26 protein-coding genes are annotated in these 24248 nt (G+C 64.1%); 7 read left to right on the top strand and 19 right to left on the bottom strand.

What is annotated here, in order from left to right; translation table 11 throughout:
* Window positions 1-2 precede the first annotated feature (2 nt).
* Window positions 3-1526: a Ppx/GppA family phosphatase gene (locus VHN57_RS02775; RefSeq protein WP_278985799.1), complete on the top strand. Its 1524-nt coding sequence runs from the start codon at window positions 3-5 to the stop codon at window positions 1524-1526.
* Window positions 1527-1547: 21 nt separating this feature from the next.
* Here the strand turns inward: VHN57_RS02775 and VHN57_RS02770 are convergent, their stop codons facing one another.
* From VHN57_RS02770 to VHN57_RS02745, 6 genes are all read right to left on the bottom strand, one after another.
* Window positions 1548-1733, bottom strand: coding sequence for a Trm112 family protein (locus tag VHN57_RS02770; RefSeq protein ID WP_278985787.1), 186 nt, complete (start codon window positions 1731-1733; stop codon window positions 1548-1550).
* 8 nt (window positions 1734-1741) lie between these two features.
* Entirely contained in the window at window positions 1742-2353 is a 612-nt protein-coding gene (locus VHN57_RS02765) for an LON peptidase substrate-binding domain-containing protein (protein WP_037510200.1), read from the bottom strand.
* Between the two features lie 15 nt (window positions 2354-2368).
* Window positions 2369-3280 (bottom strand): tetratricopeptide repeat protein, encoded by a 912-nt coding sequence (locus VHN57_RS02760; RefSeq protein WP_278985789.1) that lies wholly within the window; start codon window positions 3278-3280, stop codon window positions 2369-2371.
* Between the two features lie 96 nt (window positions 3281-3376).
* Window positions 3377-3814, bottom strand: coding sequence for a DUF2141 domain-containing protein (locus VHN57_RS02755; RefSeq protein WP_099233936.1), 438 nt, complete (start codon window positions 3812-3814; stop codon window positions 3377-3379).
* A complete protein-coding gene (locus VHN57_RS02750; RefSeq protein ID WP_278985792.1) occupies window positions 3811-4551 on the bottom strand; it encodes a sterol desaturase family protein in 741 nt (246 codons plus the stop codon). Before VHN57_RS02750 ends, VHN57_RS02755 begins: the two co-directional genes overlap by 4 nt.
* A 190-nt stretch (window positions 4552-4741) precedes the next feature.
* Window positions 4742-6088 carry a reverse transcriptase domain-containing protein gene (locus VHN57_RS02745; RefSeq protein WP_423282677.1) on the bottom strand — a complete coding sequence of 449 codons (1347 nt, stop codon included), beginning with the start codon at window positions 6086-6088 and terminating at the stop codon, window positions 4742-4744.
* A gap of 95 nt (window positions 6089-6183) precedes the next feature.
* On the opposite strand from VHN57_RS02745, the gene VHN57_RS02740 reads away from it, so the two are divergent.
* A complete protein-coding gene (locus tag VHN57_RS02740) occupies window positions 6184-7395 on the top strand; it encodes an IS256 family transposase (protein WP_099231114.1) in 1212 nt (403 codons plus the stop codon).
* Between the two features lie 103 nt (window positions 7396-7498).
* Here the strand turns inward: VHN57_RS02740 and VHN57_RS02735 are convergent, their stop codons facing one another.
* From VHN57_RS02735 to VHN57_RS02725, 3 genes are all read right to left on the bottom strand, one after another.
* Window positions 7499-7873 (bottom strand): hypothetical protein, encoded by a 375-nt coding sequence (locus VHN57_RS02735; protein ID WP_423282674.1) that lies wholly within the window; start codon window positions 7871-7873, stop codon window positions 7499-7501.
* Window positions 7874-7905: 32 nt separating this feature from the next.
* Window positions 7906-8730, bottom strand: coding sequence for an IS5 family transposase (locus tag VHN57_RS02730; RefSeq protein WP_125990377.1), 825 nt, complete (start codon window positions 8728-8730; stop codon window positions 7906-7908).
* A gap of 819 nt (window positions 8731-9549) precedes the next feature.
* The gene (locus VHN57_RS02725) at window positions 9550-10440 is read right to left on the bottom strand and encodes a prephenate dehydratase (protein WP_423282671.1); all 891 of its coding nucleotides are present in this window, start codon (window positions 10438-10440) and stop codon (window positions 9550-9552) included.
* 172 nt (window positions 10441-10612) lie between these two features.
* Between VHN57_RS02725 and VHN57_RS02720 the strand changes: the two genes are divergently transcribed.
* Window positions 10613-11236, top strand: coding sequence for a c-type cytochrome (locus VHN57_RS02720; protein ID WP_037510216.1), 624 nt, complete (start codon window positions 10613-10615; stop codon window positions 11234-11236).
* Window positions 11237-11276: 40 nt separating this feature from the next.
* Here the strand turns inward: VHN57_RS02720 and VHN57_RS02715 are convergent, their stop codons facing one another.
* Both VHN57_RS02715 and VHN57_RS02710 read right to left on the bottom strand, forming a co-directional pair.
* Entirely contained in the window at window positions 11277-12083 is an 807-nt protein-coding gene (locus tag VHN57_RS02715) for a kinase (RefSeq protein ID WP_278985795.1), read from the bottom strand.
* A gap of 2 nt (window positions 12084-12085) precedes the next feature.
* The gene (locus VHN57_RS02710) at window positions 12086-13402 is read right to left on the bottom strand and encodes a hemolysin family protein (protein WP_278985796.1); all 1317 of its coding nucleotides are present in this window, start codon (window positions 13400-13402) and stop codon (window positions 12086-12088) included.
* Window positions 13403-13549: 147 nt separating this feature from the next.
* Here VHN57_RS02710 and VHN57_RS02705 point away from each other — a divergent pair, with 147 nt between their 5' ends.
* From VHN57_RS02705 to VHN57_RS02690, 4 genes are all read left to right on the top strand, one after another.
* Complete coding sequence (locus VHN57_RS02705; protein ID WP_026108966.1) at window positions 13550-14230, top strand: OmpA family protein; 681 nt, start codon at window positions 13550-13552, stop codon at window positions 14228-14230.
* Between the two features lie 160 nt (window positions 14231-14390).
* Entirely contained in the window at window positions 14391-14729 is a 339-nt protein-coding gene (gene fdxA / locus VHN57_RS02700; protein WP_004211101.1) for a ferredoxin FdxA, read from the top strand.
* A gap of 246 nt (window positions 14730-14975) precedes the next feature.
* Window positions 14976-15503: a CarD family transcriptional regulator gene (locus VHN57_RS02695; RefSeq protein ID WP_004211100.1), complete on the top strand. Its 528-nt coding sequence runs from the start codon at window positions 14976-14978 to the stop codon at window positions 15501-15503.
* Window positions 15504-15648: 145 nt separating this feature from the next.
* Window positions 15649-16806 carry a pyridoxal phosphate-dependent aminotransferase gene (locus VHN57_RS02690; protein ID WP_125997763.1) on the top strand — a complete coding sequence of 386 codons (1158 nt, stop codon included), beginning with the start codon at window positions 15649-15651 and terminating at the stop codon, window positions 16804-16806.
* Between the two features lie 38 nt (window positions 16807-16844).
* On the opposite strand, the gene VHN57_RS02685 is transcribed toward VHN57_RS02690, so the two are convergent.
* The 8 genes from VHN57_RS02685 to VHN57_RS02650 all read right to left on the bottom strand — a co-directional run bounded on the left by VHN57_RS02685 (window position 16845) and on the right by VHN57_RS02650 (window position 24218).
* Entirely contained in the window at window positions 16845-17090 is a 246-nt protein-coding gene (locus tag VHN57_RS02685; RefSeq protein WP_004211096.1) for a hypothetical protein, read from the bottom strand.
* Between the two features lie 81 nt (window positions 17091-17171).
* Window positions 17172-17675, bottom strand: a complete 504-nt coding sequence (locus tag VHN57_RS02680; RefSeq protein WP_278984657.1) for an asparaginase domain-containing protein — start codon at window positions 17673-17675, stop codon at window positions 17172-17174.
* A 62-nt stretch (window positions 17676-17737) separates the two neighbouring features.
* Complete coding sequence (locus VHN57_RS02675; protein ID WP_278984659.1) at window positions 17738-18553, bottom strand: pyrroline-5-carboxylate reductase family protein; 816 nt, start codon at window positions 18551-18553, stop codon at window positions 17738-17740.
* A gap of 23 nt (window positions 18554-18576) precedes the next feature.
* Window positions 18577-19083 (bottom strand): type III secretion system chaperone family protein, encoded by a 507-nt coding sequence (locus VHN57_RS02670; RefSeq protein WP_004211091.1) that lies wholly within the window; start codon window positions 19081-19083, stop codon window positions 18577-18579.
* Window positions 19084-19125: 42 nt separating this feature from the next.
* On the bottom strand, window positions 19126-19437 hold the full coding sequence (locus tag VHN57_RS02665; protein ID WP_004211090.1) for an accessory factor UbiK family protein: 312 nt from the start codon (window positions 19435-19437) through the stop codon (window positions 19126-19128).
* Window positions 19438-19477: 40 nt separating this feature from the next.
* The gene (locus VHN57_RS02660; RefSeq protein WP_004211089.1) at window positions 19478-20026 is read right to left on the bottom strand and encodes a TspO/MBR family protein; all 549 of its coding nucleotides are present in this window, start codon (window positions 20024-20026) and stop codon (window positions 19478-19480) included.
* Window positions 20027-20044: 18 nt separating this feature from the next.
* Window positions 20045-23149 carry an efflux RND transporter permease subunit gene (locus VHN57_RS02655; RefSeq protein ID WP_278984662.1) on the bottom strand — a complete coding sequence of 1035 codons (3105 nt, stop codon included), beginning with the start codon at window positions 23147-23149 and terminating at the stop codon, window positions 20045-20047.
* Between the two features lie 4 nt (window positions 23150-23153).
* A complete protein-coding gene (locus VHN57_RS02650) occupies window positions 23154-24218 on the bottom strand; it encodes an efflux RND transporter periplasmic adaptor subunit (protein WP_278984664.1) in 1065 nt (354 codons plus the stop codon).
* Window positions 24219-24248: the final 30 nt, after the last annotated feature.

Here is a 24248-nt window from a genome sequence, read left to right as displayed (position 1 = left end):
CCATGAACTCGATGCTCAGCCGCGTGCGCGCCATGGCCGAGACCATGGCGACCTCGCCCGAACCCGCCACCGCGCGCTCGGCGATCATCGACATCGGCTCCAACAGCGTCCGCCTGGTCGTCTATGACGGGCCACGCCGCATCCCCTTCATCCTGTTCAATGAAAAGGTGATGGCGGGCCTAGGCGCCTCGCTGGCCAAGACCGGTGCGATCGAACCGGAAGCGATGGAGCGCGGCCTGCGCGCCATCGGCCGCTTCGCCCATCTGTGCCGGGACATGCGCGTCACCGACATACGCTGCGTGGCGACGGCCGCCGTGCGCGACGCCACCAATGGCGCCGAGTTCATCAGCCGCGCCAAGGCGATGGGCCTGACCGTCGAACTGCTGTCGGGCGCGCAGGAGGCGATCGGCGCTGCCATGGGCGTCTTGTCGGGCATTCCCGATGCCGACGGCATTGTCGGCGACCTGGGCGGCGGCAGCCTGGAACTGGCGCGCGTGCGCAAGGGCGCGGTCGAACAGACCATCTCGCTGCCGCTGGGCGTGCTGCGCCTGCCGCAGATCCGGGCCAAGGGGCCGCGCGCGCTTGATCGCTGCGTTGCCAAGATGCTGGAAAAGGCCGGCTGGCAGGCGGAACCGGACCTGCCCTTCTATCTTGTCGGCGGCTCCTGGCGCTCGCTCGCCCGCTTCGACATGCAGCTCACCCATTTCCCGCTGCCGGTGGTGCATCAATATGAGATGAGCGCGGCCCGTGCCGAACAGCTCACCCGCATCATCTCCCATGTCGACAAGGGCCGGTTGAAGCAGATCCCGGCGATGACCGGATCGCGCGTGCCGACCCTGCCGGATGCCGCTGCGCTGCTGTCGGTGGTCGTGCGCCAGCTCAAGTCCAGCCGGATGATCGTGTCGGCCTATGGCCTGCGCGAAGGGCTGCTCTACGAAAATCTGCCCGACGATATCCGCGCTCATGACCCGCTGCTGGTCGCGGCAGAGGCGGAGGGCGAGGCACAGGCCCGTTTCCGCGGCCATGGCGACCGTATCGACCGCTGGATCGCGCCGCTCTTCCCCGACGATGGCAAGGATGCCCGCCGCATCCGCCGCGCCGCCTGTCTGCTGGCCGATGTAAGCTGGCGCGCCAATCCCGATTTCCGCGCCGAACGCGGCGTCGAAATCGCCCTGCACAGCAATTGGGTCGGCATCACCGCCGCCGAGCGCGCAATGCTGGGCCAGGCGCTGCACACCCATTTCGGCGGCGATGTCGGCACGCTGCCCAACCTCGACCGTATGGCCAGCGCGGATGCGCTGCGCCGCGCCGCGCTCTGGGGCCTCGCCATCCGCCTGGCTCAGCGCCTGTCGGGCGGCGTCGAAGGCCCGCTCGCCATTTCCCATCTGGAACGGCATGGCGACCGCATCGACCTCCACCTGCGCGACGAGGATGCCGATCTCTACGGCGAAGCGGTCGAACGCCGCCTGCGCAACCTCGCCCAGGCCATGGGCCTCAAATATCAGCTGCTCGGCGGACAGGGGTAGGCCGACACCAGCCGTGTCCGGTCAGGAAAGGCCGGTCGCTTCCCGCACCACCAGCACCGGCACGCCATCGCGCACCGGATAGGCCAGGCCCGCCGCGTCCGACACCAGCGCCTGGCGCGCCGCGTCCCAGCGCAGCGGCGTGCGCGTCACCGGGCAGACCAGCTTGGCCAGCAGCCAGGGATCGATCGGGGCTGTCTCTTCGCTCATAATCTCGCTCATTGCATCGTCGCGCCGCCGTCGCGCTCGGCGCGGCCGACGATCTGCATCAGCTGGATGATCCGGTCAGCCCGCTCGCTCAGCGTATCGGCCTCCAGCAGGGTCTGCTTGGCCGCCGGATCGAACGGCGCGATCTGGGCGATGCCGTTGACCAGCGCCATGTCGTCCAGCCGTGACACCGCCGTCCAGTCGACCGCATAGCCCAGCGCATCGGCAAAGCGGCGCGATTCCTGCTCCAGCGCCGCCCGCTCGACCAGATGCAGCACCTCATCCTCCGGCGCCTGCTCCACCTCCGCCTCGATCTGGCGGAACAGCGTCGACACCTCCAGCTCGCGCACCAGCCGGAACCGAGCAAGGCCAGTCAGGATGATGTTGAACCGGCCATCGTCCAGCGCCTCGATATGGCTGATCCGCCCCAGGCAGCCGACGTCGAACAGCGGCGGCTTCTGCCCCTCGCTGCGCGGCTGGATCATGCCGATGCGCCGGTCGCGCGCGGACGCATCCTGCACCAGCGCGCGATAGCGCGGCTCGAAGATATGCAGCGGCAACTCCATGCCCGGCAGCAGCAGCGCGCCGGACAGCGGAAAGATCGAGATGCGCGCGCGGTTCACCGGCTCACCGATCCTTTAGGAAAACAGGATCTGCGACAGCTTGCGCCGCTGTGCCGCCACCCACGGATCTTCCAGCCCGACCGCCTCGAACAGGGTCAGCAGCTGGGTGCGCGCGGCGCCGTCATTCCAGGCCCGGTCGCGGCGCACGATCTCCAGCAGCTGTTCGGCCGCGCCGTCGCGGTCGCCATTGCCCATCAGCCCGGTCGCCAGCTCGAAGCGCGCCGCATGATCGTCACCATCGGCCGCCAGCCGCGCCTCGACCCCCGACAGGTCGGCCACCGGCTTGGCATTGCGCGCCAGGGCCAGCGCCGCCTTGGCGCGCTCGATCGCCTGGTCCTTCTGCATCTCGGCGGGCAGTTCGGCGAGCAGCGCATCGGCCTCGTCCAGCTGCCCCAGCGCCACCAGCGCGCGCAGCAGGCCGCTCAGCACTTCGGCATTGTCCGGCGCAATGTCGGCAATCTGCTGGAACACCGACAAGGCGCGCTCCGCCTCGCCGCCGGCCAGCATCTCCTCGCCCATCGCGATCAGCGGCGCAATCTCTTCCGCCTGCGCCTTCTCGTCCGATTCGATCGGCAACTGGCTCAGCAGCTGGTCGAGATATTGCTTCAACTGCCCCTCGGTCCGCGCCTGGCTCAGGTCCGCGACCGGCTGGCCCTGGAACACCGCATAGACGGTCGGGATCGACTGGACGCGGAACTGGCTGGCGATGAAGCCATTTTCATCGACATTCACTTTCACCAGCTTGACGCCCTTGCTGGCATAGTCGGCGCACACCTTCTCGATCACCGGCGCCAGCTGCTTGCACGGGCCGCACCATTCGGCCCAGAAGTCGACGATCACCAGGCTCGTGCGCGAAGGCTCCACCACATCCTGGCGAAACGCCTCCACGGCCGCCTTGTCGGCCTCGCTCAGTCCCAGGGTCGCCACGCTTCATTCTCCTGCAATGCGGTTAGTCGCCGCCGTCATACAGCGCCTTATGTGGGGCGTCACCCCTTGCCGACAAGTCGGGACGCGCGCGCCGCCCTACAGGAAATATTTAAGCCGGATCGCCTGCCGCACCGGCGCGCCGCTCACCACGAACTCGGCCGACCGGAAGCTGGGCGCGCCAAAGCGCAGCACCGGATTGCGCGAAAAGCCCACCCCTTCGCGCGGAATGCCGGCAAAGGTGTCCAGCTTGCCATTGCCATTTTCGTCATGGATGATCGCGATCGCATAGTCGCCCGGCGCCAGATTGCCGAGCGGGATGGCATTGCCCGTCGTCGCCACGATCAGGTGGCGCTTGTCCGGATCCTTGCTGCAATCGGGGAAATAATCGGCCGATCGCGCCACGCAGATCAGGATGCGCCCCTTGGCCGATCGCAGCCCCTCGGCCGTCATGCTGATCGGCTGGGCCAGGTCCACCGGCGCCGCCCCTGCCAGTCCGGCCATCGCCACCACCGCAAATAGCACTCGACCGATCACACCCGCTCCTTCCTGAAATCACCGCCAAAATCCCCCAGCCCCCGGTCGGTGCCGCACAGCCGGTCCCAGACACGAAAATAGAGGCCATAATTGCACCGATATTGCTCATGATGCCGCTGATGATGGCTGGCGGTGATCAGCCAGCGGCCGATCGGCCCGCGCACCATCCAGCGCGGAAACATCTCCCACCCCATATGGTTGGACACGCCCATGATCGTCATGATCGACAGCACCACGCCCAGCGCGCCGACATGGATCGGGATCAGGAAGACCAAAGCCGGGATCACCACCGCCCCGGTCAGCGCCTCCCACGGATGAAAGCTCATCGCCGCCCAGGCGGTCGGTGGCCGGCTGGCATGATGGACGGCATGGGCGATGCGGAACAGCCGGGGCGCATGCATCCACCGGTGCGTCCAATAGAACCAGGTATCATGCGCGGCGAGATAGAGCAGCACCGACAGCGGCAGATACCAGAGCGGATAGCGGCCGATATCCTCATAGATGCGCGTCCATCCCCGCGCCTGCCAGCCCCAGGCGACGACACCAGCGGGCATGCCATAGATCGCCGCGGACGCCAGCGACCAGCCAATCTCCCGCGATATCTGCCGCCCCCGCCCGCGATAGAGGCCGGGCTGCCGCAGCCTTGTCGCCAGCGCAAAACCGCCACTGGCAATCAGATAGCGCACCCCGACGATCAGCGTCATCGCCAGCGCGGACAAGAGGATCGCAGCGACCATGGCGGGGCTATAGCGGTGATTACGGGGCAGCGGAAGCGGAGGGGTGGGAGGGGGTGGCCCAGCCACGTAAAGCGCTGAACTTCGTTCTAGAAAGCCGCTATTCGTCAATACAAGGCAATTGGACCATGGGCATTATCACACGTGACTGAATTTCAGCTTAGCAACTAGGCGAAACCCAAAACACCCGCGATCATGATATCGCAGTGAGAACGTCTTGTTCCAGATCAGCTACCTCTTTCGCAACCAAATTACGAAAATCTGCCTGCGTTACCTCCACTGATCGGCTGTCCAGTTCTTCGAACGGAACTCCAGTAAGATTATTTATAAGCACATACTTCTGTTCAAGAGTAAAATTGTCGAAGTTTGGAATGTATCCGTTAACGACCCCCTTGAACCTGATCTCGTGGTAAGCTTTAACGAAGCGCGCGATATCGGCGGCTTTAGGGTTGATGCCAACCCGTCGACACTGAGTCGCAACAAACTCGTCAAGATAACGAAGTTGGGACAAATCATCCGTTTGCGAAAAGAAAAGTAGCCACCCTTTTCTTTTACCATCAACAACACAACCTGTTATTCTTAAGTTTAATTTGAATAAAAATTGCTGTAAGTTTTTCTTGTATTTGTAATGAGTAAATACCTTACTAAGATTTTTGAACATTCGATGATAAGATGACGTTCGCACGGAAATTTTTCGGGGCGTAAGATGATATCCCAAATAATCTATGCCTTCAGAAATTCGCTTTATTTCAGTTTTTCCGGAACGCCCCATCGGATGGGGATCAAGCCTCAGCGCGAGCAGGCCAGCATGTATCTCCTTAAAGCGGGCAGTTATCTCATGGGAGGGCGCAACAACCAATATGTCGTCTACGTACCTGTGGTAAACTGAACGCTTCGCGGCCTCAGCATCAAATTCTTGCATATACACAGATGCGAGCAGATTTGAGATACTGAGCCCTTGCGGCACACCGACACCGGACACAACGTAGTCGGGAGCCGAGCCTGTCTGATTTTCTATTGCCTTCTGAATCTGGGTCAGGATCAATGATTCAACGCCAAGATCTTTCAGCTTAGAAAGTAAAATATTGTGCTGAATCGAAGGAAAGAAATCACGAACATCCACCCGGAGAAAAGATAGAGGCTCGTTTGTTCCTTTGATCAGGCTGGCAATGGCCTTGATGTAGCTATGCGGCGGCGCCGAACGAGCGCCCGGAACCGCTTCAGCGAGCAGATTGCAAATCGCTCTCAAAGCTAGCCGGTCTCTGACAGTAGGTATGGAAATGCGCCGGGGTAATCGCGTCGCCCCCTTCAGGATCAGTTTCTCGCGATAGCGGGTGAAGGTATAAGTGCCACAAAGCACCTTCCGCTCAATGAGCGCGCACTCTTCGTCTAATCGGCTTGTGAACGCCTCCAGCCGCGTACCATCTAAACCGACAGCGCGAGACTTAATGATGCGCGAGCTAAAAAGCGCTTTAGTTAGCGTCCGCGCTCGTGGTGTAATTTCCGGTGTAGATTGAGGTGATCGCATGGGGTTGGGCATGCCCAACCCCATGCGATTTCGAACTCGGTGGCCACCGGGCTCATCGGTAAGGTGGAGTTACCACACTTCACACGCCCACCGAGGAGTTGATCCCGATGACCGACGACAGACTACCGCTTGCCGAACTGATGGCGAAGACCGGAGATGGAGATTTCCTGCGTACGATCGCCGAGAGCGTATTGCAGATCATTATGGAGGCCGATGTCGACGGCCTGGTCGGCGCTGGCCGCCATGAACGATCGGGCGAACGCACGACCTGGCGCAATGGCTACCGCGACCGCAGTCTCGATACCCGGCTCGGCACGCTCAACCTCAAGATCCCCAAGCTGCGGACCGGCGCCTACTTCCCCGGCTTCCTGGAGCCGCGCAAGACTGTTGAGAAGGCGCTGGTCGCAGTAATCCAGGAGGCGTGGATTGCCGGGGTCAGCACCCGGCGCGTCGATGAGCTGGTGCAGGCGATGGGCATGACCGGGATATCCAAGTCCTCCGTGTCAAAGCTGTGCAAAGACATCGACGAGCGCGTCCATGCCTTCCTCAAGCGCCCGCTCGCCGGTGACTGGCCCTACCTCTGGCTAGATGCCACCTACCTCAAGGTGCGCGAGGGGGGACGGATCGTCAGTGTCGCCGCGATAATCGCCGTCGCCGTCAACACTGAGGGCAAGCGCGAGATCGTCGGCCTGCACATCGGCCCTTCCGAAGCCGAGCCCTTCTGGTCGAGCTTCCTCAAGGACCTCTCCCGCCGCGGCCTGACCGGCGTGAAGCTGGTCATCTCCGATGCCCACGAGGGCCTCAAGGCAGCGATCACCCGCGTGCTCAGCGCCACCTGGCAGCGCTGCCGCGTCCACTTCATGAGGAACGCGCTCGCCTACGTGCCCAAGGGCCAAAACACGGTTGTTGCTGCTGCGATCCGCCAAGTCTTCCTCCAGCCCGATCATGCGGCCGCAACTCAGGTCTGGCGTCAGGTCGCCGATCAATTGCGCGCCAGATGGCCCAAGCTCGGCGCCTGCATGGACGATGCCGAGCACGACGTGCTCGCCTACATGACCTTCCCCGAGCAGCACCGGGTCAAGCTTCACAGCACCAACCCGCTGGAACGCCTGAACAAGGAAGTGAAGCGCCGCGCCGATGTTGTCGGCATCTTCCCGAACGAGGACAGCATCATCCGCCTCGTCGGTGCCGTCCTGCTCGAGCAGAACGATGAATACCAGCTCCAGCACCGCTACATGCAGATCGAGGGCATGGCCGCCCTTGCCACACCCATAACCGAGGAGGTTCAGCCGCTACAGATTACACCCAAGGCCGCCTGAAAATGCAGCCCGATGGCCAGCACCGAAATTACACCACATTGACGGACGTGACCAGCGCTTTAAGCGATGCCTCGCTAAAATGAAGCTCCTGCACGGTAGCCAACTACGAACCCCAAAGGCCAAAAAAGGAAAAACCCAAAGGAATAAAAAACAGAGAAAATGTAGCCAAGTTTCGAACAAAATGACGAAAATATGACGCAACCACCTTCCGCCAACCAAACAGGATTGGCTGACCGTCCGTCCCACTTAGCGTTCTTCCAAACCGCCAAGCATCGAACAATAAATCATCGTAGTCACTATCCGAGTGATTTGGATAATGCTCAAGAAGACTGCTGTATCTTTCTAACTTAACATCGTCAGATTCTTGTGATTGGTAAACTCTCTGCATCGATATGTAGCATTCTCGATGGATTCTAGCGAGATCATCAAATCTCAAGCCATAAATAATCAGCGACAAACCAAAGGTAAGAACCGACATAACCAAGGCAGCTTGAGAGTCCGTTTGGAAAATCAGGGATGAGCGTTTCGGCGTAGTAGGTTTCCACCCATGGCGACGAGGATCATCGCCTGTGAGACGTCGATGCGCTTTTCGTAGTCGCGGACCAGACGGCGCCATCGGGTCATCCATCCGAAGGTGCGTTCGACGACCCAGCGGCGCGGAAGCACCTTGAAGCCCTGCTGGCGATCGCTTCGACGGATGACCTCCACGACAAAGTCGAGGTAGCTGGCCTTGTCCATGAGCTTGAGGCGATCATAGGCGCCATCGGCAAAGAGATGCTTCACCCACGGCCAGCGCTTGCGGATGCCATCGAGGATCGCCTGAGCGCCTGCACTATCGGAGATATCGGCGGTAGTGAGGTTGACCATCAGCAAGCGTCCATCGGTGTCGACTGCGATATGCCGCTTGCGACCGACGATCTTCTTGCCTGCGTCAAAACCGCGCTTTTCTGCGGAAGGCGCCTTGACCGACTGGCTGTCGATGACCGCCGCACTGGGGCTGGCTTCTCGCCCCTCACGTTCTCGGTCCAACATCAATTCGATGTCGTGGATCGTCTGGAACAGGAACCTGCGTGCCAGCTCCCGAAACCAGCCATAGACCGTCTGCCAGGCGCCAAAATGGATCGGCAGCATCCGCCAACCACACCCCGATCGCACCAGATAGCGGACCGCGTTGATCACTTCGCGGAAATCCACCTCGCGGGGACGGCCTCGACGACCCGGCTTGGGCATCAACGGCGCAAGGCGATCCCATTCCTCATCGGTCAGGTCACTGGGATAACGCTTCGTCTTCTTCGCAATCTGGGCCATCCGCCCCCGGCTCTGCTGCGTCCACATCCAGAGCCTGAATCACGCAGATACGCCTATGACAACCCCTGCCGCCGATTTCCCAAACAGCCTCTGAGAAGCGCCAACCACTCCTAAGCTTTGGGCGAAACGATCTTGATAGATGCTAAAAACGATTGAGAGAAATGCATACCAGCTAAGAGCTAGATGGCTTACGATCGCGTATCGTTGATAACGCCGCTCAGATATTATCCGCGTTTTGTAAGTTAACCAAATACGCGAAATCGGATCGGCAGCCATCAGGCACCAAGACTAAAAGTGGTACGGGCACGATAGATTGGAAGCATCTTTTTCCTCAAACGAAGAAAGCCAAGGCTGGAAAACCCGACATATAAGAACAGCTCGTGAGAGCTGACGCCGTGTGGCGTCCTGCCCGTACCATTGTGCGCGATACAGTAGCTCGATAGCCTTCACAAGTACCACGTTTACCGCATCTACTTAGATGCCAAGCAACGAACAGAAGTCAATGCGCTCCTGCTACCGCAGCCACTCCCTTAACGGCCAATACAGCCCCACTTTCCTACTCGCGCAATTCCTGATCTATCCTCCGCGATGGAGCAGCCGCCACCCCACCCCTGCGCGCGCACCCATGCGCCACCACCCCCGCAACCCAACAGGCGCGCCACCGTGACCCTGATGGCGCTTCGCCATGACCCGGATGTGATCCAACAGGCGCGTCTGCGGCGCGTTTCAGGCGCGAAAAGGCCGCAAAACGCCGATATCATCGCGCCACGACACTGTGAACTTCGCGCCATGACCCTGGAGCGACCCAGGCGTGCCCCTGAAGCCGCCCTTTATCGGGCGCGGCGGTCAGGTGCGGGGGCGGGCCTGGCGGTAGCTGCCCAGCACGCGCACCCATTTGGTGTGGAATTCCAACTCGGCGAGCGCGCGGTCGACCGCCGGGTCGCCCGGCATCCCTTCGATATCGCAGTAGAATTCGGTCGCGGCAAAGCTGGCGCCGCGCTGGTAGCTTTCCAGCTTGGTCATGTTGACGCCATTGGTCGCAAAGCCGCCCATCGCCTTGTAGAGCGCGGCCGGGATATTCTTCACCTCGAACAGGAAGGTGGTCATGACCGGGCCGACGCCCGCCGCCGGTGCCTTGGGCTCGCGCGCCAGCACCAGGAAGCGGGTCATATTGTCGTCGCTATCCTCGATATTCTCGGCGATCAGGCGCAGGCCATAGATTTCGGCGGCCAGATAGGGGGCGATCGCCCCCTCGCCCGGCGCCCGCGTCTCCGCCACCAGCGCGGCGGCGCCGGCGGTGTCGGCATAGGCGACCGACTGGATGCCGCGCTCGCGCAGATAATGGCGGCACTGGCCCAGCGCCTGCGGATGGCTGATCGCGCTCTTCACCGGCACCGTGTCGGGCGCCATCAGGCAGTGGCGGATGCGCAGGAAATATTCGTCGACAATGTGCAGCCCGGATTCGGGCAGCAGGAAATGCATGTCGGCGACGCGGCCGTGCAGGCTGTTCTCGATCGGAATGATCGCTCGGGCGGCAAGCCCGTTGCGCACGGCGTCGATCGCATCCTCGAACGCAAAGCAGGGCAGCGGCACGCAATCGGGGGCGTAGCCAAGCGCGGCCAGGTGCGAATTGGCACCGGGCGCGCCCTGATAGGCGACGGCGCGCGCCGGATCGGCAGCGGCCTTTTGCGACATGTCGGCGACCAGCGCGCGAGCGGGGGCGGGATAATTTTCCATGCGTGCCTGCGCGCTTAGGCAGTTGGGGGATCGCGCGCAAGCATCGGCGGGGCGGCGGGGCGCGAAAAGCGCCACGGCGGGTTGCACCCCGGCCTATCCCCCATTATGGCAAGTGCTTAAGTGGGGGAGCGCACGACAGCCTCCATAACAAAGATGCGAGGGAAATCTGCGGATGGGCGATCGATTCAACACCGTTGCAGGGTGGGCGTTGTTTGCAGGCATCATCGCGCTGGGTGGCGCGATCGTCAGTTCCAAATATTTCCACGATGAACGGCCCGAAAAGATGGGCTATGCGATCGAGGGCGTCGAGGTGGAAGGCGAAGGTGGCGGCGACAGCGGCCCCGGCCTCAATACCCTGCTCGCCAGCGCGGATGTCGCGGCCGGTGAAAAGGTGTTCGCGAAATGCGCCGCCTGCCACACCGTCAACCAGGGCGGCGCCAACGGCATCGGCCCCAATCTCTATGCCACCGTCGGCGAAGGCATCGGCCAGGGCAAGGGCGGCTTCGCCTTCTCCGAAGCGCTCAAGAGCAAGGGCGGCGAATGGAGCTTCGACAATCTCGACCATTGGCTGAAAAGCCCGCGTGAATTTGCCCCCGGCACCAAGATGACCTTTGCCGGCCTCTCCAACCCGGCCGATCGCGCCAACCTGATCGCCTGGCTGAACACGCAGGGGTCCAACCTCCCCCTGCCCGCCGCCGATGCCGCGCCCGCCGCTGCCGACAATGCGGCCCCGGCCGAAGGCGGCGACAATGCCGCCAACGCGACCGAGGCCCCGGCCGAGAACGCGGCGCAGTAAATTTCAGGAAGGGCGCTGCCGGTGGCGGCGCCCTTTTCGGCTATCGGCTGCGCACCGCCGTCACGCCGCGCTTTGCATCCAGCGCCACGACCAGATCGGCCCGCCCCGGCATCTCATCCAATATATGCCGGGTCAGCCGCTCATAATGCTGGATGAAGCGGGCGACCTGCGCATCGTTCATCACCGCACTGCCGCCGCCGGCCGCGCGCAATGCCGCCTCCTGCTGCGTCCGCCAGCCCTGCACCACGTCGAACCCCGGCGCCGCCAGCAGCGCCAGCGCATCGATCCGCCCGAACAGCGTCTGATACTCGCCCGCCAGCGCCGCATTGACGAAGCGCCGCCAGCGCCCGTCGCCATCCTCGTCCCGCTCCAGCGCATTGACCGGAGCATCCAGTGCGCCTGCCTCCTGCGCCCGCGCGCCCACGCACCAGCCCTCCAGGATCAGCAGCCGCAGCCCCGCCTCCGCCGCCGGCCACGCGTTTTCAGGCAAGCGATCATCCACCGCCTTGTCGAACCGCGGCAAGCACGCCGCCCGCCCCGCCGCCAGCGCGTCCAGCACCCGCAAGCCCAGCGCGACATCATGCGTCCCCGGCACGCCCCGCGTCCGCAGCAGCGGATGCACGGTCCCGGCGAGCACTTCCCGCTCACCCTTCGTCAGATAGAGATCATCGATCGACAGGATCGCGCTCGCCACGCCCCGCGCGCCCATGCGCGCCTGCAGCGCCTGCGCCAATGTGCTCTTACCACTGCCCTGCGCCCCGCACAGGCCCAGCACGGCCAGGCCGTCCTTCTCTTCCAGCAGGCGCAGCGCCAGGCGATCGACCGCATCGAGCGCCGACGCCGCCATGGTCAGAGCTGCGCGACCAGCAGCTTGTCGATCTTGCGTCCGTCCATGTCGACAATCTCGAAGCGCCAGCCCTGATCCTCGGCATAGTCGCCGACTTCGGGCAGGCGCTTGAGCAGCCACAGCACATGGCCCGCGACCGTCGCATAATCGCGGTCCTCGGACAGGTTGATGTCGATCTTCTCGGCCAGTTGGTCGATCGGCATCTGGCCCGACACCAGCAGGCTGCCATCCTCGCGCTCGACCAGATCCGGCTCGTCATAGACGTCGCGGTCCGACGCGAAATGGCCGGCGATCGCGGACAGCAGGTCGGCCGGGGTCACGATCCCCTCGAAATGCCCATATTCGTCATGCACCATCACCATCGGCACGTCGGACTTGCGCAGCACTTCCAGCGCATCCATCGCATCGACCTGATCGGGCACGACCTCCGCCTTGCGTAGCAGCGCCTCGATGTTCAGCGCCTCGCCCCGGAACAAAGCGGTCATGATGTCGCGCGCCTGGACGATGCCGATAATGTCCTCCACCGATCCGCGCCCCACCGGCAGGCGGGTATGCGGCGTTTCCAGCAGGCGCAGGCGTACTGTTTCCTCGTCGGCGTTGATGTCGATCCAGTCGACATCCATGCGCTGGGTCATCACCTCGCGCACCGGCCGGTCGGCCAGCCGCACCACGCCGGAGATGATCGCCCGCTCGCTTTCCTCGATGATGCCCGACCGGCTCGCCTCGGCGACGATCAGGTGCAGTTCCTCGACCGTGACATGATGTTCGGATTCGCGGTCCAGCCCCAGCAGCTTGAAAATGAGGCCGCTCGACTTGTCGAGCACCCACACCACCGGCGCGGTCAGCTTGGCCAGATACAGCATCGGCGTCGCCACCAGCACGGCGATCGGCTCGGGCTGGCGCAGCGCGAACTGCTTGGGCACCAGCTCGCCGATGATCAGCGAAGCATAGGTAGTGAGGCCGATGACCAGCGCAAAGCCGAGATTCTCCGCCATATTGGGCGACAGGCCCAGCGCCGCCAGCCGCTCGCCGGTCGGCCCGCCCAGGCTGGCGCCCGAATAGGCGCCCGAAATGATGCCGATCAGGGTGATGCCGATCTGGACGGTCGACAGGAACTTGCCGGGGTCCGCCGCCAGTTGCAAAGCCGACTTGGCGCCGCGCTTGCCCGCCTTCTCCATCGCCTGCAGCCGTGGCTTGCGCGCGGACACGATGGCCAGCTCCGACATCGCGAAGACGCCGTTCAGCGCGACCAGCGCCAGGATGATGATGAGGTCTACCCAGGGGAAGGGCGTCGGAGCGGGAGGGGGGATCGTGGCCATGGTGGTCCCCTCCCCTATAACCTTTATTCTTTCGTTTTCACAACCATCCCATCATCGTCCGTTCAGTTCACTTGTGGAACAATCCACCGCCTGGGTTATTAGGGAGGCATCCATCCACGCGGATGCCAAAGACAAGGGAATAGAAGAATGAGGATTTCGCACCGGATCATGATGGCGGCCGGCCTGGCCGCGATGCTGACCACCACCGCCTGCACCACCGACCCGGAAACCGGGCAGAAGCGCATGTCGAAGGCGGCGATCGGCGGCATTGGCGGCGCACTGGGCGGCTATCTGCTGGGCGATCTGGTCGGCGGCCGGCACGATCGTACCGAAAAGATCCTGGGCGCCGGCATCGGCGCGATCGCGGGCGCCGGCATCGGCTCCTATATGGACGAACAGGAACGCAAGCTGCGCCAGCAGACCGCCGGCAGCGGCGTCGACGTGATCCGCCAGGGCGACGACCTGCTGCTGCGCATGCCCTCGGGCATCACCTTCGCCTTCAACGACGCCAGCGTCCAGCCGCAGTTCCGCCCCACGCTGGACGAGGTGTCCTCGATCCTGTCGCAATATCCCAAGACCTATATCGACGTTTATGGCCACACCGACAGCGACGGGTCGGACGCCTATAACCAGACGCTGTCGGAACGCCGCGCCCAGTCGGTCGCCGGCTATCTGACCAGCCATGGCGTCCAGTCGGCGCGCATTGCCACGCGCGGCTTTGGCGAAACCCAGCCGATCGCGTCGAACGCGACCGAGGAAGGCAAGGCCGCCAACCGCCGCGTCGAGATCAAGATCTCGCCCGTCACCGAATCCGACGTGCGCAACTGACGATGGCTCGGGCCGCTCGAACGGGCGGCCCGACCGACCATCTGCGCTGCCGACAGTACAAAACCGCCCCTACGCGCCCGTCAACATTATCCTCATTGACCTTCGCGCGCGCCGGGCATAGCAGGGCCGCCGCTGTCGCAACCCAAAGAGTGCCCTGACAATGACCTATGTCGTGACCGACAACTGCATCCGCTGCAAATATATGGATTGCGTCGAGGTCTGCCCCGTGGACTGTTTCTACGAGGGCGAGAACATGCTGGTCATCAATCCCAACGAGTGCATCGACTGCGGCGTGTGCGAACCGGAATGCCCGGCCGAGGCGATCCTGCCCGACACCGAGAACGGCCTCGAAAAATGGCTGGAACTCAACACCAAATATTCGGCCGAATGGCCCAACATCACGGTCAAGGGCGAGGCCCCGGCTGACGCCGACGCGATGAGCGGCGTAGAGAACAAGCTGGAGCAGTTCTTCTCGCCCGAACCCGGCGAGGGCAGCTGATCGATATTATCCTGCGCCATCAAGGCGCAGCGTCCCATTTTGTGCCGCACCCCCAGACTTTGTGTCCGGGGGTGGCAATTTTGTTACGAATCTGCTAAATAGCGCCCAGCGGACGAACATGGTCGCGTTCGTCCTGGAGTATTCGCATCATGTCTTGACGGTGACGCCGCGGACTTTCCCCGACTCGTGCCCCTGCTGCACCTGCCCCGCGACGGCCCGTTCCCCGGTTGAATAGAAAGGTTTCAAATGGCTGCCAAGGCGCTGTCCTTTGACGTTGGTGATTATGTCGTTTACCCCAAGCACGGCGTGGGCCGTGTGATCGAACTCCAAAAGGAGCAGATCGCGGGCATGGAACTGGAGCTGTATGTGCTCCGTTTCGAAAAGGAGCGCATGACGCTGCGCGTTCCCACCAACAAGGCCGAAGGCGTCGGCATGCGCAAGCTGTCCTCCAACAAGACGCTGGAGGAGTCGATGGAAACCCTGAAGGGCAAGCCCAAGGTCAAGCGCACCATGTGGTCGCGCCGCGCCCAGGAATATGAAGCGAAGATCAATTCGGGCGACCTGGTGTCGATCGCCGAAGTGACCCGCGACCTGTTCCGTGCCGATGACCAGCCCGAGCAGAGCTATTCCGAGCGCCAGATCTTCGAGGCCGCTTCCAGCCGCCTCGCCCGCGAACTCGCCGCGATGGAAGAGACCGACGAGCCCACTGCGCTGCAGAAGATCCTGCGCATCCTCAATGAGGCCGCGCCGAAATATGCCAAGGTCGAAGGCTGATCCCTTCGCCCGAACAGGCTGAAACATGATGAAGGGCGCCCTCCCAGGGGGCGCCCTTCTTCGTTACGGCGGGGCCATTGCGGGAATCCCGCCCTCGTCCGTTGACTCCCCCGAACCGTTCTTCAGGACGCATAGGGGAATAGCCATGAACGACCAGAATGACGCGCAGCAGGATCTGATCCAGCGCGGCTATTCGCGCCGCGACGCCGCCCGCATATTGGGCGTGCTGGGCGCGGGCGTGGCGGTCGCCACCGCCGGCACCCCGGTCTGGGCGCAGCGCAATGACGGCCCTGAAGAAGGCAATTTCCCCAAGGTGCGGATCGGCTCCAACGAATGCTGGACCGGCCCCTTCCCCGTCGCCCAGGCCGCCGCGGCGAAGATCGTGTCCCACGCCAATTTCTATCACCCCGGCACCGAAGTCACCGACTTCAAGAAGGCGCTCGCGACCATCGAAGGCGTGCCGGTCGATTATGTCCTGCCCTGGCCGGGGTCCAGCGACCCGCTCTCGCGCATCGTCGTCGCCTTCTGCTCGCCGCAAAAGGGGCTGGTGACCGCCGATGTCAGCTATGAACAGCCCTGGGGCACGGCGGAATGGGCCGGCGCCAAGGTGACGAAGGTGCCGTTGACGCCCGACTATCGCCACGACGTGAAGGCGATGCTGGCCGCCAATCCGGACGCCGGCCTCTATTATATCTGCTCGCCCAACAACCCCACCGGCACGCTGACGCCGGTGGCCGACATCGAATGGCTGGTCGCCAACAAGCCAGCCGGATCGATCGTCCTGGTGGACGAGGCCTATCTCCATTTCTCGCACGGCCAGTCGGCCGCGCCGCTGGTTGCGCAGGGCAAGGACGTGATCGTGCTGCGCACCTTCTCCAAGCTGTTCGGCATGGCCGGCATGCGGCTGGGCGCCACCATCGCGCGGCCGGACCTGCACGCCAGGATGATGCGCTATGACGGCAAGCGCATGTCGACCAACCTGCCTCTGCCCTCGGTCGTGTGCGGCACGGTGGCGCTGACGCAGAAGGCGCTGATCGAGCAGCGTCGGGCCGAGATGATCGCCGCGCGCGACTTCACCTTCGCCCACCTCACCAAGCGCGGGGTCAAGTTCATCCCGTCGGATGCCAACATGTTCATGGTCGACTGGGGCAAGCCGGCGGCCGGCGTGCAGGCCCAGTTCCTGGCGGCGGGTGTCGGCATCGGCCGCAACTGGGCGCCCTGGCCCACCATGTCGCGCGTCACCGTCGGCTCGATGGCCGACATGCAGGCCTTCTGCGCCGCACTCGACAAAATCATGGTCTGAAAAAGGACCGGCTTCGCTCTGGAAGCCGGCCCTTTCGATCAATTGCCCTTCACGCTGTCGGCGGCATCCTTGGCGGCGTCGCCGACATCGCTCGCGGCCTGACCGACCTGGCTCGCCGCGCTCGACACGGCATCATCCTTGCGGGTCTGGCTGCTGATCAGGAAGAAGGCGGCGACCGCCACCACCACGACCAGCAACAGGATCGCGATGGTCGTGCCACCGCCGCCGCTGCGCTTTTCGATGATGGTCGTCGTGGGCGCCGGGCGTTCCTGATAATCTGCCATAAAGTCTCTCCTCTTTGTCACCCCGTGGGGGCAACAATGCCGGAGAGCGGGCAAAGGTTTCAGCCGCCCCGTTGGCCCGCCTTACTCGCCGGTCGGGACGAAGGCGCCCTTGGCGCGGTCCTTGACCACCTTGTCGGCGCGGAACACCGATCCGCTCATGGTGATGTAGACGCCCGGCTCGGCGACCTGCGCGGTGGCAAAGGCCATGCCAAGGTTGAAGCTCGCATCACTCTCGCCAAAGCGCGCCGGGGCCAGCGCACCGACCAGCACGACGGTCTTGCCGGGAATGCCCTGCAACAGCTTGGCCGTCTCGGTCATGGTGTCGGTGCCATGGGTGATGACGATATGCTTCTCGCGCGCGGCGGCAACGCGGGCGGCGATCAGCGCACGATCCGTGTCGTCCAGTTCCAGGCTGTCCTTGCGGGTGATTTCCTCGATGCGGAACGGGCGCTTGACCCGAGCCACCTGCAACAGCTTGGCCATCACCGTCTCGCCGACCTGATAGTCGGACAGGGCGTCGAAATAGACCTTGTCGATCGTGCCACCGGTGGTGAGCAGCAGGATGGGGGTTTCAGGGGACAGCATGAACGGACTCCGTATATCGATCGCGCCCCCTTAACGGATAATGGCGCGGACCGGAACCGTCCCTATTCGCCCCGCGCCATCGCCGCACCCCGGTCGCGCGCGGCGACCAGCGTGTCGGTCAGAAGGTCGAGCAGGCGATTGTCGGCGTCCAGCACATTGAGTCCCTGGCGCGTCATGCCGCCGGGGCTGGCGACCTGGTCCGCCAGGGTGGCCGGGCTGACGCTGGCGCGCGCCGCCATGTTCGCCGATCCCTGCACCGTGGCCAGCGCCATGCGCGCGGCCTGATCGGCGGGAATGCCCAGCGCCTCGCCGGCGCGCGACAGCGCATCGATGAAGCGGAACAGGAAGGCCGGGCCGCAGCCCGACAGGGCCGTCACCTGATTGAACAGGGCTTCGTCACCCATCCATTCGGCCAGACCCAGCGGCGCGATCAGCGCGGCAATGTCGGCCTTGGCCGCTGCATCCGTGGTCGCATCAGTGTAGAGCGCCACCACGCCCTCACCCAGCCCGACCGGCAGGTTGGGCATGGCGCAGACGACATCGCGCGGCGCCGGGAAATGCCGGCGCAGGTCGGCAATCGGTGTTCCCGCCAGGATCGACACCAGCCGCGTCTCCGCCGTCAGCAGCGGCGCAAGACCAGCGGCGACATCGGCAATCTGATAGGGCTTCATGCCCAGCAGCACGGTGGTGCCGGCCGGCAGCGCGTCGGGATAGGCGGTGACGACGGTCACGCCCTGCGCCACCGGCTTGCCGCTCGGCCGCAGCACGGTGACGCGGGCGGGATCCAGCCCGCACGCCAGCCAGCGGGTCAGCATCTGCCCCGCCATATTGCCGCAGCCGACAAGGAAAAGATGTTCGGGCCAGCAGGCAATGGTCATGGTCAGGCTTTCAGGCAGAAATGTCAGGCTTCGCCGCGGGTTTCGATCAGGCTCGCGCTGATCGCCTCGCTCGGGCTCTTGCCGCCCCACAGGACGAACTGGAACACCGGATAGAAACGCTCGCACTCGTCAATCGCGGTCTCGATCAGCACCTGCGCCTGGTCCAGCGTCAGCGTGCCACCCTGCCCCAGCAAGGCGCCATGGCGGAACAGGATGATGCCGCTCGACGACCATAGCTCGAAATGGCCGAGCCAGAGCTGCTCGTTGATCAGGCCCAGCGTCTCGTAGATGACGGCGCGCTTGTCGTCATTGACGCGGATGTCGGGCAGCGCGAGAAGCTGCAGCACCTGATCCTCGTCACGCCAGATGCCGCGCAGCTCATATTGCGCCCACGACCCCTGGGTACTCGCGACGATCTCATCCTCGCCGACCTGCTCATAGCTCCAGCCATGCGCCTCGTAAAAGGCCGCCAGCATGTCGATCGGCGCGGCCTCATGGCCGCCATTCTCAAATTCGTCGCTATCCATCATCGGCGCGCCTTTATCACCGCAAGCGGCGAAAGGACAGGGCGCTTACTCGGCGCCCGCATCCTTATCCACAGCTTTCGTCTTGGCGGCGCGCACGGTCTTGGTGACCGGTTCGGGCGCCTTGCCTTCCAGCGCGTCGAGGCGGGCCTTGAGCAGTTCGACTTCCTCGCGCGCGGCGGCGGCCATCGCCTTGACCGCGTCAAATTCCTCGCGGCTGACGAAGTCGACGCCGCCGATCCATTCCTTGGCGCGTTCGCGCGCATTGGATTCGAACTCGCGGGTCATGCCCGCGACCGTGCCGGCAGCGCCGTTCACCAGCTTGGCCAGGTCGTCGAAAAAGCGGTTCTCGCTCTGCATGATCGTCTATCCTCGTATCAGGCGCGTGGATGCGCCGAAATCATATCTGGGTCTGGAGTGCCGGCGCGACAAGCCTGTGCGCATCCGGGTTCAGGCGGCCGACCTCATAGTTGAGGTAGGAGGCAAAGACCAGCCAGACCAGATAGGGCAACATCAACGCACCGGCAAAGGGACGGATCCGCCAGAACAAGGTGGTGGTGAGCGCCACCAAGAGCGCCAGCACAAGGATCAGCCCCAGCGCCGCCCCCACCTGATGCGCACGAAAGAAGAGCGGCGACCAGGCAAGGTTGAGCGCCAGCTGCACCAGGAACAGCGCGACCGCCGCGCCCCGCCCCCTGGCCCCGCGCGCATGCAGCACGATCGCGAAGGCCAGCGCCATCAGTATATAAAGGATCGTCCAGGCGACGGCGAAGGCCCAACCCGGCGGCATCAGCGCGGGCAGGTTGAGCGAGGCGAACCAGCGATTGCCAAAACCGCTATTGGCGAGCCTGCCCGACAGGAAGCCGAGAAAGACGATCGCGGGCACCGTCACCAACGCCCAGCGCAGATAGGCAAGACGCAACTGACCCTGGGACGCGATCTCGTTCATCGGCAACGCAGCTCCAAGCTATTCGGCGGGTTCGGGCGAATCCTTGAGCGCCGAATCCAGTTTGCGACCAACGGTTTGCGGAGAAACCGTGCGCTTGGCAACGCGCGAATAGAAAATGGGAATGAGGAACAGGGTGATGAGCGTCGCCAGGCTGACGCCGAACACGATCACCACGCCGATCGAATGGCGCGCCGCCGCACCCGCCCCGCCGCGCAGCACCAGCGGCACGGCGCCGATGACGGTCGCGATCGAGGTCATCAGGATCGGCCGCAGACGCCGCTTGGCCGCCTCGCGGATCGCCTCGGCAATCTCCATCCCCTCGTCGCGCAACTGGTTGGCGAACTCGACGATCAGGATACCGTTCTTGGCGGCGAGGCCCACCAGCATGACGATGCCGATCTGGCTATAGAGGTTGATCGACCCGCCGGTGATCGCCAGGCCCAGCGCGCCCCCCGCCACCGCCAGCGGCACCGTCGCGATGATGACGCCGGGGTGGATGAAGCTTTCGAACTGGGCCGCGAGCAGCAGATAGACGATCAGGATGGTGAGGCCGAAGACGATCCAGATCGACCCGCCGGTCTCACGCAGCGACTGGCTTTCGCCACGATAGCCGATCGCCAGCACCTCGGGCGACTGGCGCGCCTGATCCTCCAGGAAGGCCAGCCCCTGCCCCAGCGACGTCCCCGGCGCCAGCGCGGCGGTCAGGGTGATGGCGCGCAGCTTGTTATAGCGGTTGAGCTGACGCGGCCCGGCCACTTCGCGCACGGTCACGACCGCCGACAAGGGCACCAGCACGCCGCTGCGGCTGCGCACCTGGATACGTTCCAGATCAGCAAGCGTCTGGCGGCCGTCGCGCTCCGCCTGCACCAGCACGCGATATTCCTCGCCGCGGTCGACATAGGTGGTGACACGGCGCGAACCGAGCAGGCTTTGCAGCGCCTGGCTGACATCGTTCACCGATACACCCAGATCGCCGGCGCGCTGCAGATCGGTCTCGATCCGCATCTGCGGCTTGGTCTCCTTATAATCGCTGTCGAGGTTGATGAGCCCCGGATAGCTTGCCGCCGCCAGCATGATGCGGTCGCGCGCCGCCACCAGCCCCTCATAGGTGGAACCGGCCAGCACGATATTGACCGGCAGACCGCGACCACGGCCCAGGCCCGATCGCGGCGCGGCATTGCCGCGCACGCCCGGCTGGTCGGCGATCACCTTGTTGATGATGGTCGCGACTTCGGCGGTCGTGATGGTGCGGTCTTCCCACGGCCGCAGGAAGGCGATGACATTGCCGTTGTTATAATCGTCGGTGGTGCCGAAGCCGCCGGGGGTGCGGATCACCAGATTCTGCAGCGTGCCATCCTTGCGCAGGAAGGCGAGATCATTCTCGATCTTCTGCATATAGGCCATCATCCGGTCGAAGCCGGTGCCTTCGGGCGCGTTGACATTGGCCTCGACCACGCCGGTATCCTCGGCCGGGGCCAGTTCGGCCGGCAGGCGGGTGAAGAGGAAGAAGGCGACCCCCAGGAAGATCGCGACGCCCAGCAGCGGCATCAGCGGCTTCTTCAAGGTCCAGTCGAGCCAGCGACCATAGCCATGCTCGATCCGCTGGAAGCGATCATCGACCCAGCGCGCCAGCCGGCCGCGCTCGGCATTCTTCAGCAGCTTGGAGCAGAGCATCGGCGCAAGGCTCAAGGAGATGAAGCCCGAGAAGCCGATCGCCGCGATCATCGCGATGGCCAGTTCACGGAACAAGAGGCCAGTCTGGCCGGCGAGGAACATGACCGGCACGAACACGGCGCAGACGACCAGCGTGGTCGAGATAATGGCAAAGCCCACCTGCCGCGTGCCGAGATAGGCGGCGACCAGCGGATCTTCGCCCTGTTCGACGCGGTGATAGACATTTTCCAGCACCACGATCGCGTCGTCGACCACCAGGCCGATGGCGAGGACGAAGGCGAGCAGGGTCAGCAGGTTGATCGACAGGCCGAGCAGCCACATCACCGCGCAGGTGGCAAGCAGGCAGATCGGCACCGTCACCGCTGGCACGATCGTCGCGCGCACCGATCCCAGGAACAGGAAGATGACGAGGATGACGAGCAGCGCCGCCTCGATCAGCGTGTCATAGACATTGTCGATCGCGCGCTCGATGAACAGGGATTCGTCCGTACCGATCGCCACCTTCATGCCCTTGGGCAGGGTCGGCTCCAGCTCCTTGATCAGCGCCTTGGCCTTCTGCGCCACTTCCAGCGTGTTGGCGCCCGACTGGCGGATGATGCCGATGCCGATCGCCGTGCCCTGGTTGGAACGGAAGCTGCTATAGGGGTTTTCGGCCCCTTCCTCGATCCGGGCGACATCGCCCAGCTTCACCTGATAGCCATCCTCGCCCCGGCCCACGACCAGCTGCGCGAACTGGTCCGGCGTGGCGAAGGGCCGCTCGACGCGCAGCGTCTGGTTCTGGTCCTTCGATTCAAAACGGCCGGCGGGCAGTTCGACATTCTGGGTGCGCAGCGCCGCCTCGACATCGGCCGGAGTCAGGCCGAATGCAGCCAGCTTTTCCGCGTTGAACCAGATACGGGTCGACGGCCGCGCCTCGCCGCCGATGGTGACGCGGGCGACGCCATCAATCGCGGCGAAGCGGTCGGCAATGTTGCGGTCGAGATAGTCGCTGATCTGGATCGGCGACCAGCCGGGGCGCGAGAAGGCCAGGAACAGGATCGATCGTGCGTCGGAATCGACCTTGCGGATCTCGGGCGCCAGCGCATCCTCGGGCAGATCCTGCGTCACCGACCCGACACGGTCGCGCACGTCATTGGCGGCGCTGTCGATGTCGCGCGAGGGATCGAACTCGATATTGATGTTGGACGTGCCGTCCTGCGAGGTCGAGGTGATGGTCTGGATGCCCTGCACGCCCGCGACCGCATCCTCGATCTGCTGGGTGATGCGGGTTTCCACCACCGACGCGGCCGCGCCGGTATAGGTGGTTTCGACCGAGACGATCGGCGGATCGGTATCAGGATATTCGCGGACCGACAGGCTGAAATAGCCGACCAGGCCGACGATGCACATCAGCACCGCGACCACCGCCGAAAAGACCGGCCGGCGGACCGAGAGATCGGAGAGCTGCATCGGCTTAGCCGGCGGCCTTGGCGGCCTTGCCGCCCTTGTCGCCATCACCCTTCTTGTCGCCGGCCAGGCGCACCGGTGCGCCATCGGTCAGCTTCACCACGCCTTCGGTCACGATCTGCTGCCCGGCCTTCACGCCGCCCAAAATCTCGACCAGGCCGTGCTGGCGGATGCCGGTTTCGACCTTGGTCCGCTTGGCGGTGCGACCGTCCAGCACGAAGACGAAGCGTTCGTCTCCATCGCCGATCACGGCCAGTTCGGGCACACCGAGCGACTGGCGCTCGCGCGAGAAGACGCTGACCGTCAGCAGCATGCCAGGCTTCAGCGCCTTGTCGGGATTGGGCATGATCGCTCGGACGCGCACGGCGCGGGTGGCGGGATCGATCACCGGGTCGATCGTTGCGATCGTGCCATTGAACGGCCGGTCGGGCCAGGCGGCGGACACCGCCTTGATCGGCATGCCCTCGCGGATCATCGACAGCCGCGTTTCGGGCACGGTGAAGTCCAGCTTGATCCGCGAAATGTCGCTGACCGTGGCGATCGCGGTGCCGGCGGTGATGACCGCGCCGGGCGAGACCGTGCGCAACGATACCCAGCCGCTGAACGGCGCGCGGATGGTGCGGTCGCCGATGCCGGCGCGGGCGAGGTCGGCATTGGCACGGGCGCTGCTGGCGAGCGCAATCTGCTGCTCGACCGTGGCGCCGGTGGCAAAGCCGCGCGACTTTAGCGCCTGGATACGCTTCAACTGCTGGTCGGCCTGCAGCGCAGTCGCCTCGGCGGCGGCCAGTTCGGCCTTTTCCTGGCCCACGGCCATGCGGGCGATCACCTGCCCCTTGGACACGAAGCCGCCATCGGTGAAGTTCAGCACATCGATCCGCTCGGTCACCGGCGCGGACAATATCACCTGCTCATTGGCGAGCGCGGTGCCGACCGCCTCGACATTGTCGGTGAAGCGGGTGGGCGCAATCGCCACCGCCTCCACCAGAGCCGGCGGGCGAGCTTTCTTTTCCTTCTCTCCGCCGCAACCGGCAAGACAAAGGGCAACGAGAATGACAGGCAGGGTCGAGCGCATGACGAGGGGCTAACGGGCCTTTGTGACGGA

This window comes from Sphingobium salicis subsp. salicis (assembly GCF_049472635.1).
Lineage (GTDB): Bacteria > Pseudomonadota > Alphaproteobacteria > Sphingomonadales > Sphingomonadaceae > Sphingobium > Sphingobium yanoikuyae_A.
The sequence above is the reverse complement of the archived record's forward strand: the minus strand, read 5'-3'. Positions and strand labels throughout refer to the sequence as shown.

Coding starts and splice junctions, on each gene's coding strand:
- VHN57_RS02715 (WP_278985795.1), bottom strand. CDS start 12,083: ATGGCGGCGTCGGCGCTCGATGCGGTCGATCGCCTGGCGCTGCGCCTG.
- VHN57_RS02690 (WP_125997763.1), top strand. CDS start 15,649: ATGAACGACCAGAATGACGCGCAGCAGGATCTGATCCAGCGCGGCTAT.
- VHN57_RS02770 (WP_278985787.1), bottom strand. CDS start 1,733: ATGAGCGAAGAGACAGCCCCGATCGATCCCTGGCTGCTGGCCAAGCTG.
- VHN57_RS02745 (WP_423282677.1), bottom strand. CDS start 6,088: ATGCCCAACCCCATGCGATCACCTCAATCTACACCGGAAATTACACCA.
- VHN57_RS02695 (WP_004211100.1), top strand. CDS start 14,976: ATGGCTGCCAAGGCGCTGTCCTTTGACGTTGGTGATTATGTCGTTTAC.
- VHN57_RS02680 (WP_278984657.1), bottom strand. CDS start 17,675: ATGCTGTCCCCTGAAACCCCCATCCTGCTGCTCACCACCGGTGGCACG.
- VHN57_RS02685 (WP_004211096.1), bottom strand. CDS start 17,090: ATGGCAGATTATCAGGAACGCCCGGCGCCCACGACGACCATCATCGAA.
- VHN57_RS02660 (WP_004211089.1), bottom strand. CDS start 20,026: ATGAACGAGATCGCGTCCCAGGGTCAGTTGCGTCTTGCCTATCTGCGC.
- VHN57_RS02710 (WP_278985796.1), bottom strand. CDS start 13,402: ATGGCCACGATCCCCCCTCCCGCTCCGACGCCCTTCCCCTGGGTAGAC.
- VHN57_RS02675 (WP_278984659.1), bottom strand. CDS start 18,553: ATGACCATTGCCTGCTGGCCCGAACATCTTTTCCTTGTCGGCTGCGGC.
- VHN57_RS02720 (WP_037510216.1), top strand. CDS start 10,613: ATGGGCGATCGATTCAACACCGTTGCAGGGTGGGCGTTGTTTGCAGGC.
- VHN57_RS02655 (WP_278984662.1), bottom strand. CDS start 23,149: ATGCAGCTCTCCGATCTCTCGGTCCGCCGGCCGGTCTTTTCGGCGGTG.
- fdxA (WP_004211101.1), top strand. CDS start 14,391: ATGACCTATGTCGTGACCGACAACTGCATCCGCTGCAAATATATGGAT.
- VHN57_RS02730 (WP_125990377.1), bottom strand. CDS start 8,730: ATGTGGACGCAGCAGAGCCGGGGGCGGATGGCCCAGATTGCGAAGAAG.
- VHN57_RS02665 (WP_004211090.1), bottom strand. CDS start 19,437: ATGCAGAGCGAGAACCGCTTTTTCGACGACCTGGCCAAGCTGGTGAAC.
- VHN57_RS02740 (WP_099231114.1), top strand. CDS start 6,184: ATGACCGACGACAGACTACCGCTTGCCGAACTGATGGCGAAGACCGGA.
- VHN57_RS02670 (WP_004211091.1), bottom strand. CDS start 19,083: ATGATGGATAGCGACGAATTTGAGAATGGCGGCCATGAGGCCGCGCCG.
- VHN57_RS02705 (WP_026108966.1), top strand. CDS start 13,550: ATGAGGATTTCGCACCGGATCATGATGGCGGCCGGCCTGGCCGCGATG.
- VHN57_RS02725 (WP_423282671.1), bottom strand. CDS start 10,440: ATGGAAAATTATCCCGCCCCCGCTCGCGCGCTGGTCGCCGACATGTCG.
- VHN57_RS02750 (WP_278985792.1), bottom strand. CDS start 4,551: ATGGTCGCTGCGATCCTCTTGTCCGCGCTGGCGATGACGCTGATCGTC.
- VHN57_RS02775 (WP_278985799.1), top strand. CDS start 3: ATGAACTCGATGCTCAGCCGCGTGCGCGCCATGGCCGAGACCATGGCG.
- VHN57_RS02735 (WP_423282674.1), bottom strand. CDS start 7,873: ATGTCGGTTCTTACCTTTGGTTTGTCGCTGATTATTTATGGCTTGAGA.
- VHN57_RS02650 (WP_278984664.1), bottom strand. CDS start 24,218: ATGCGCTCGACCCTGCCTGTCATTCTCGTTGCCCTTTGTCTTGCCGGT.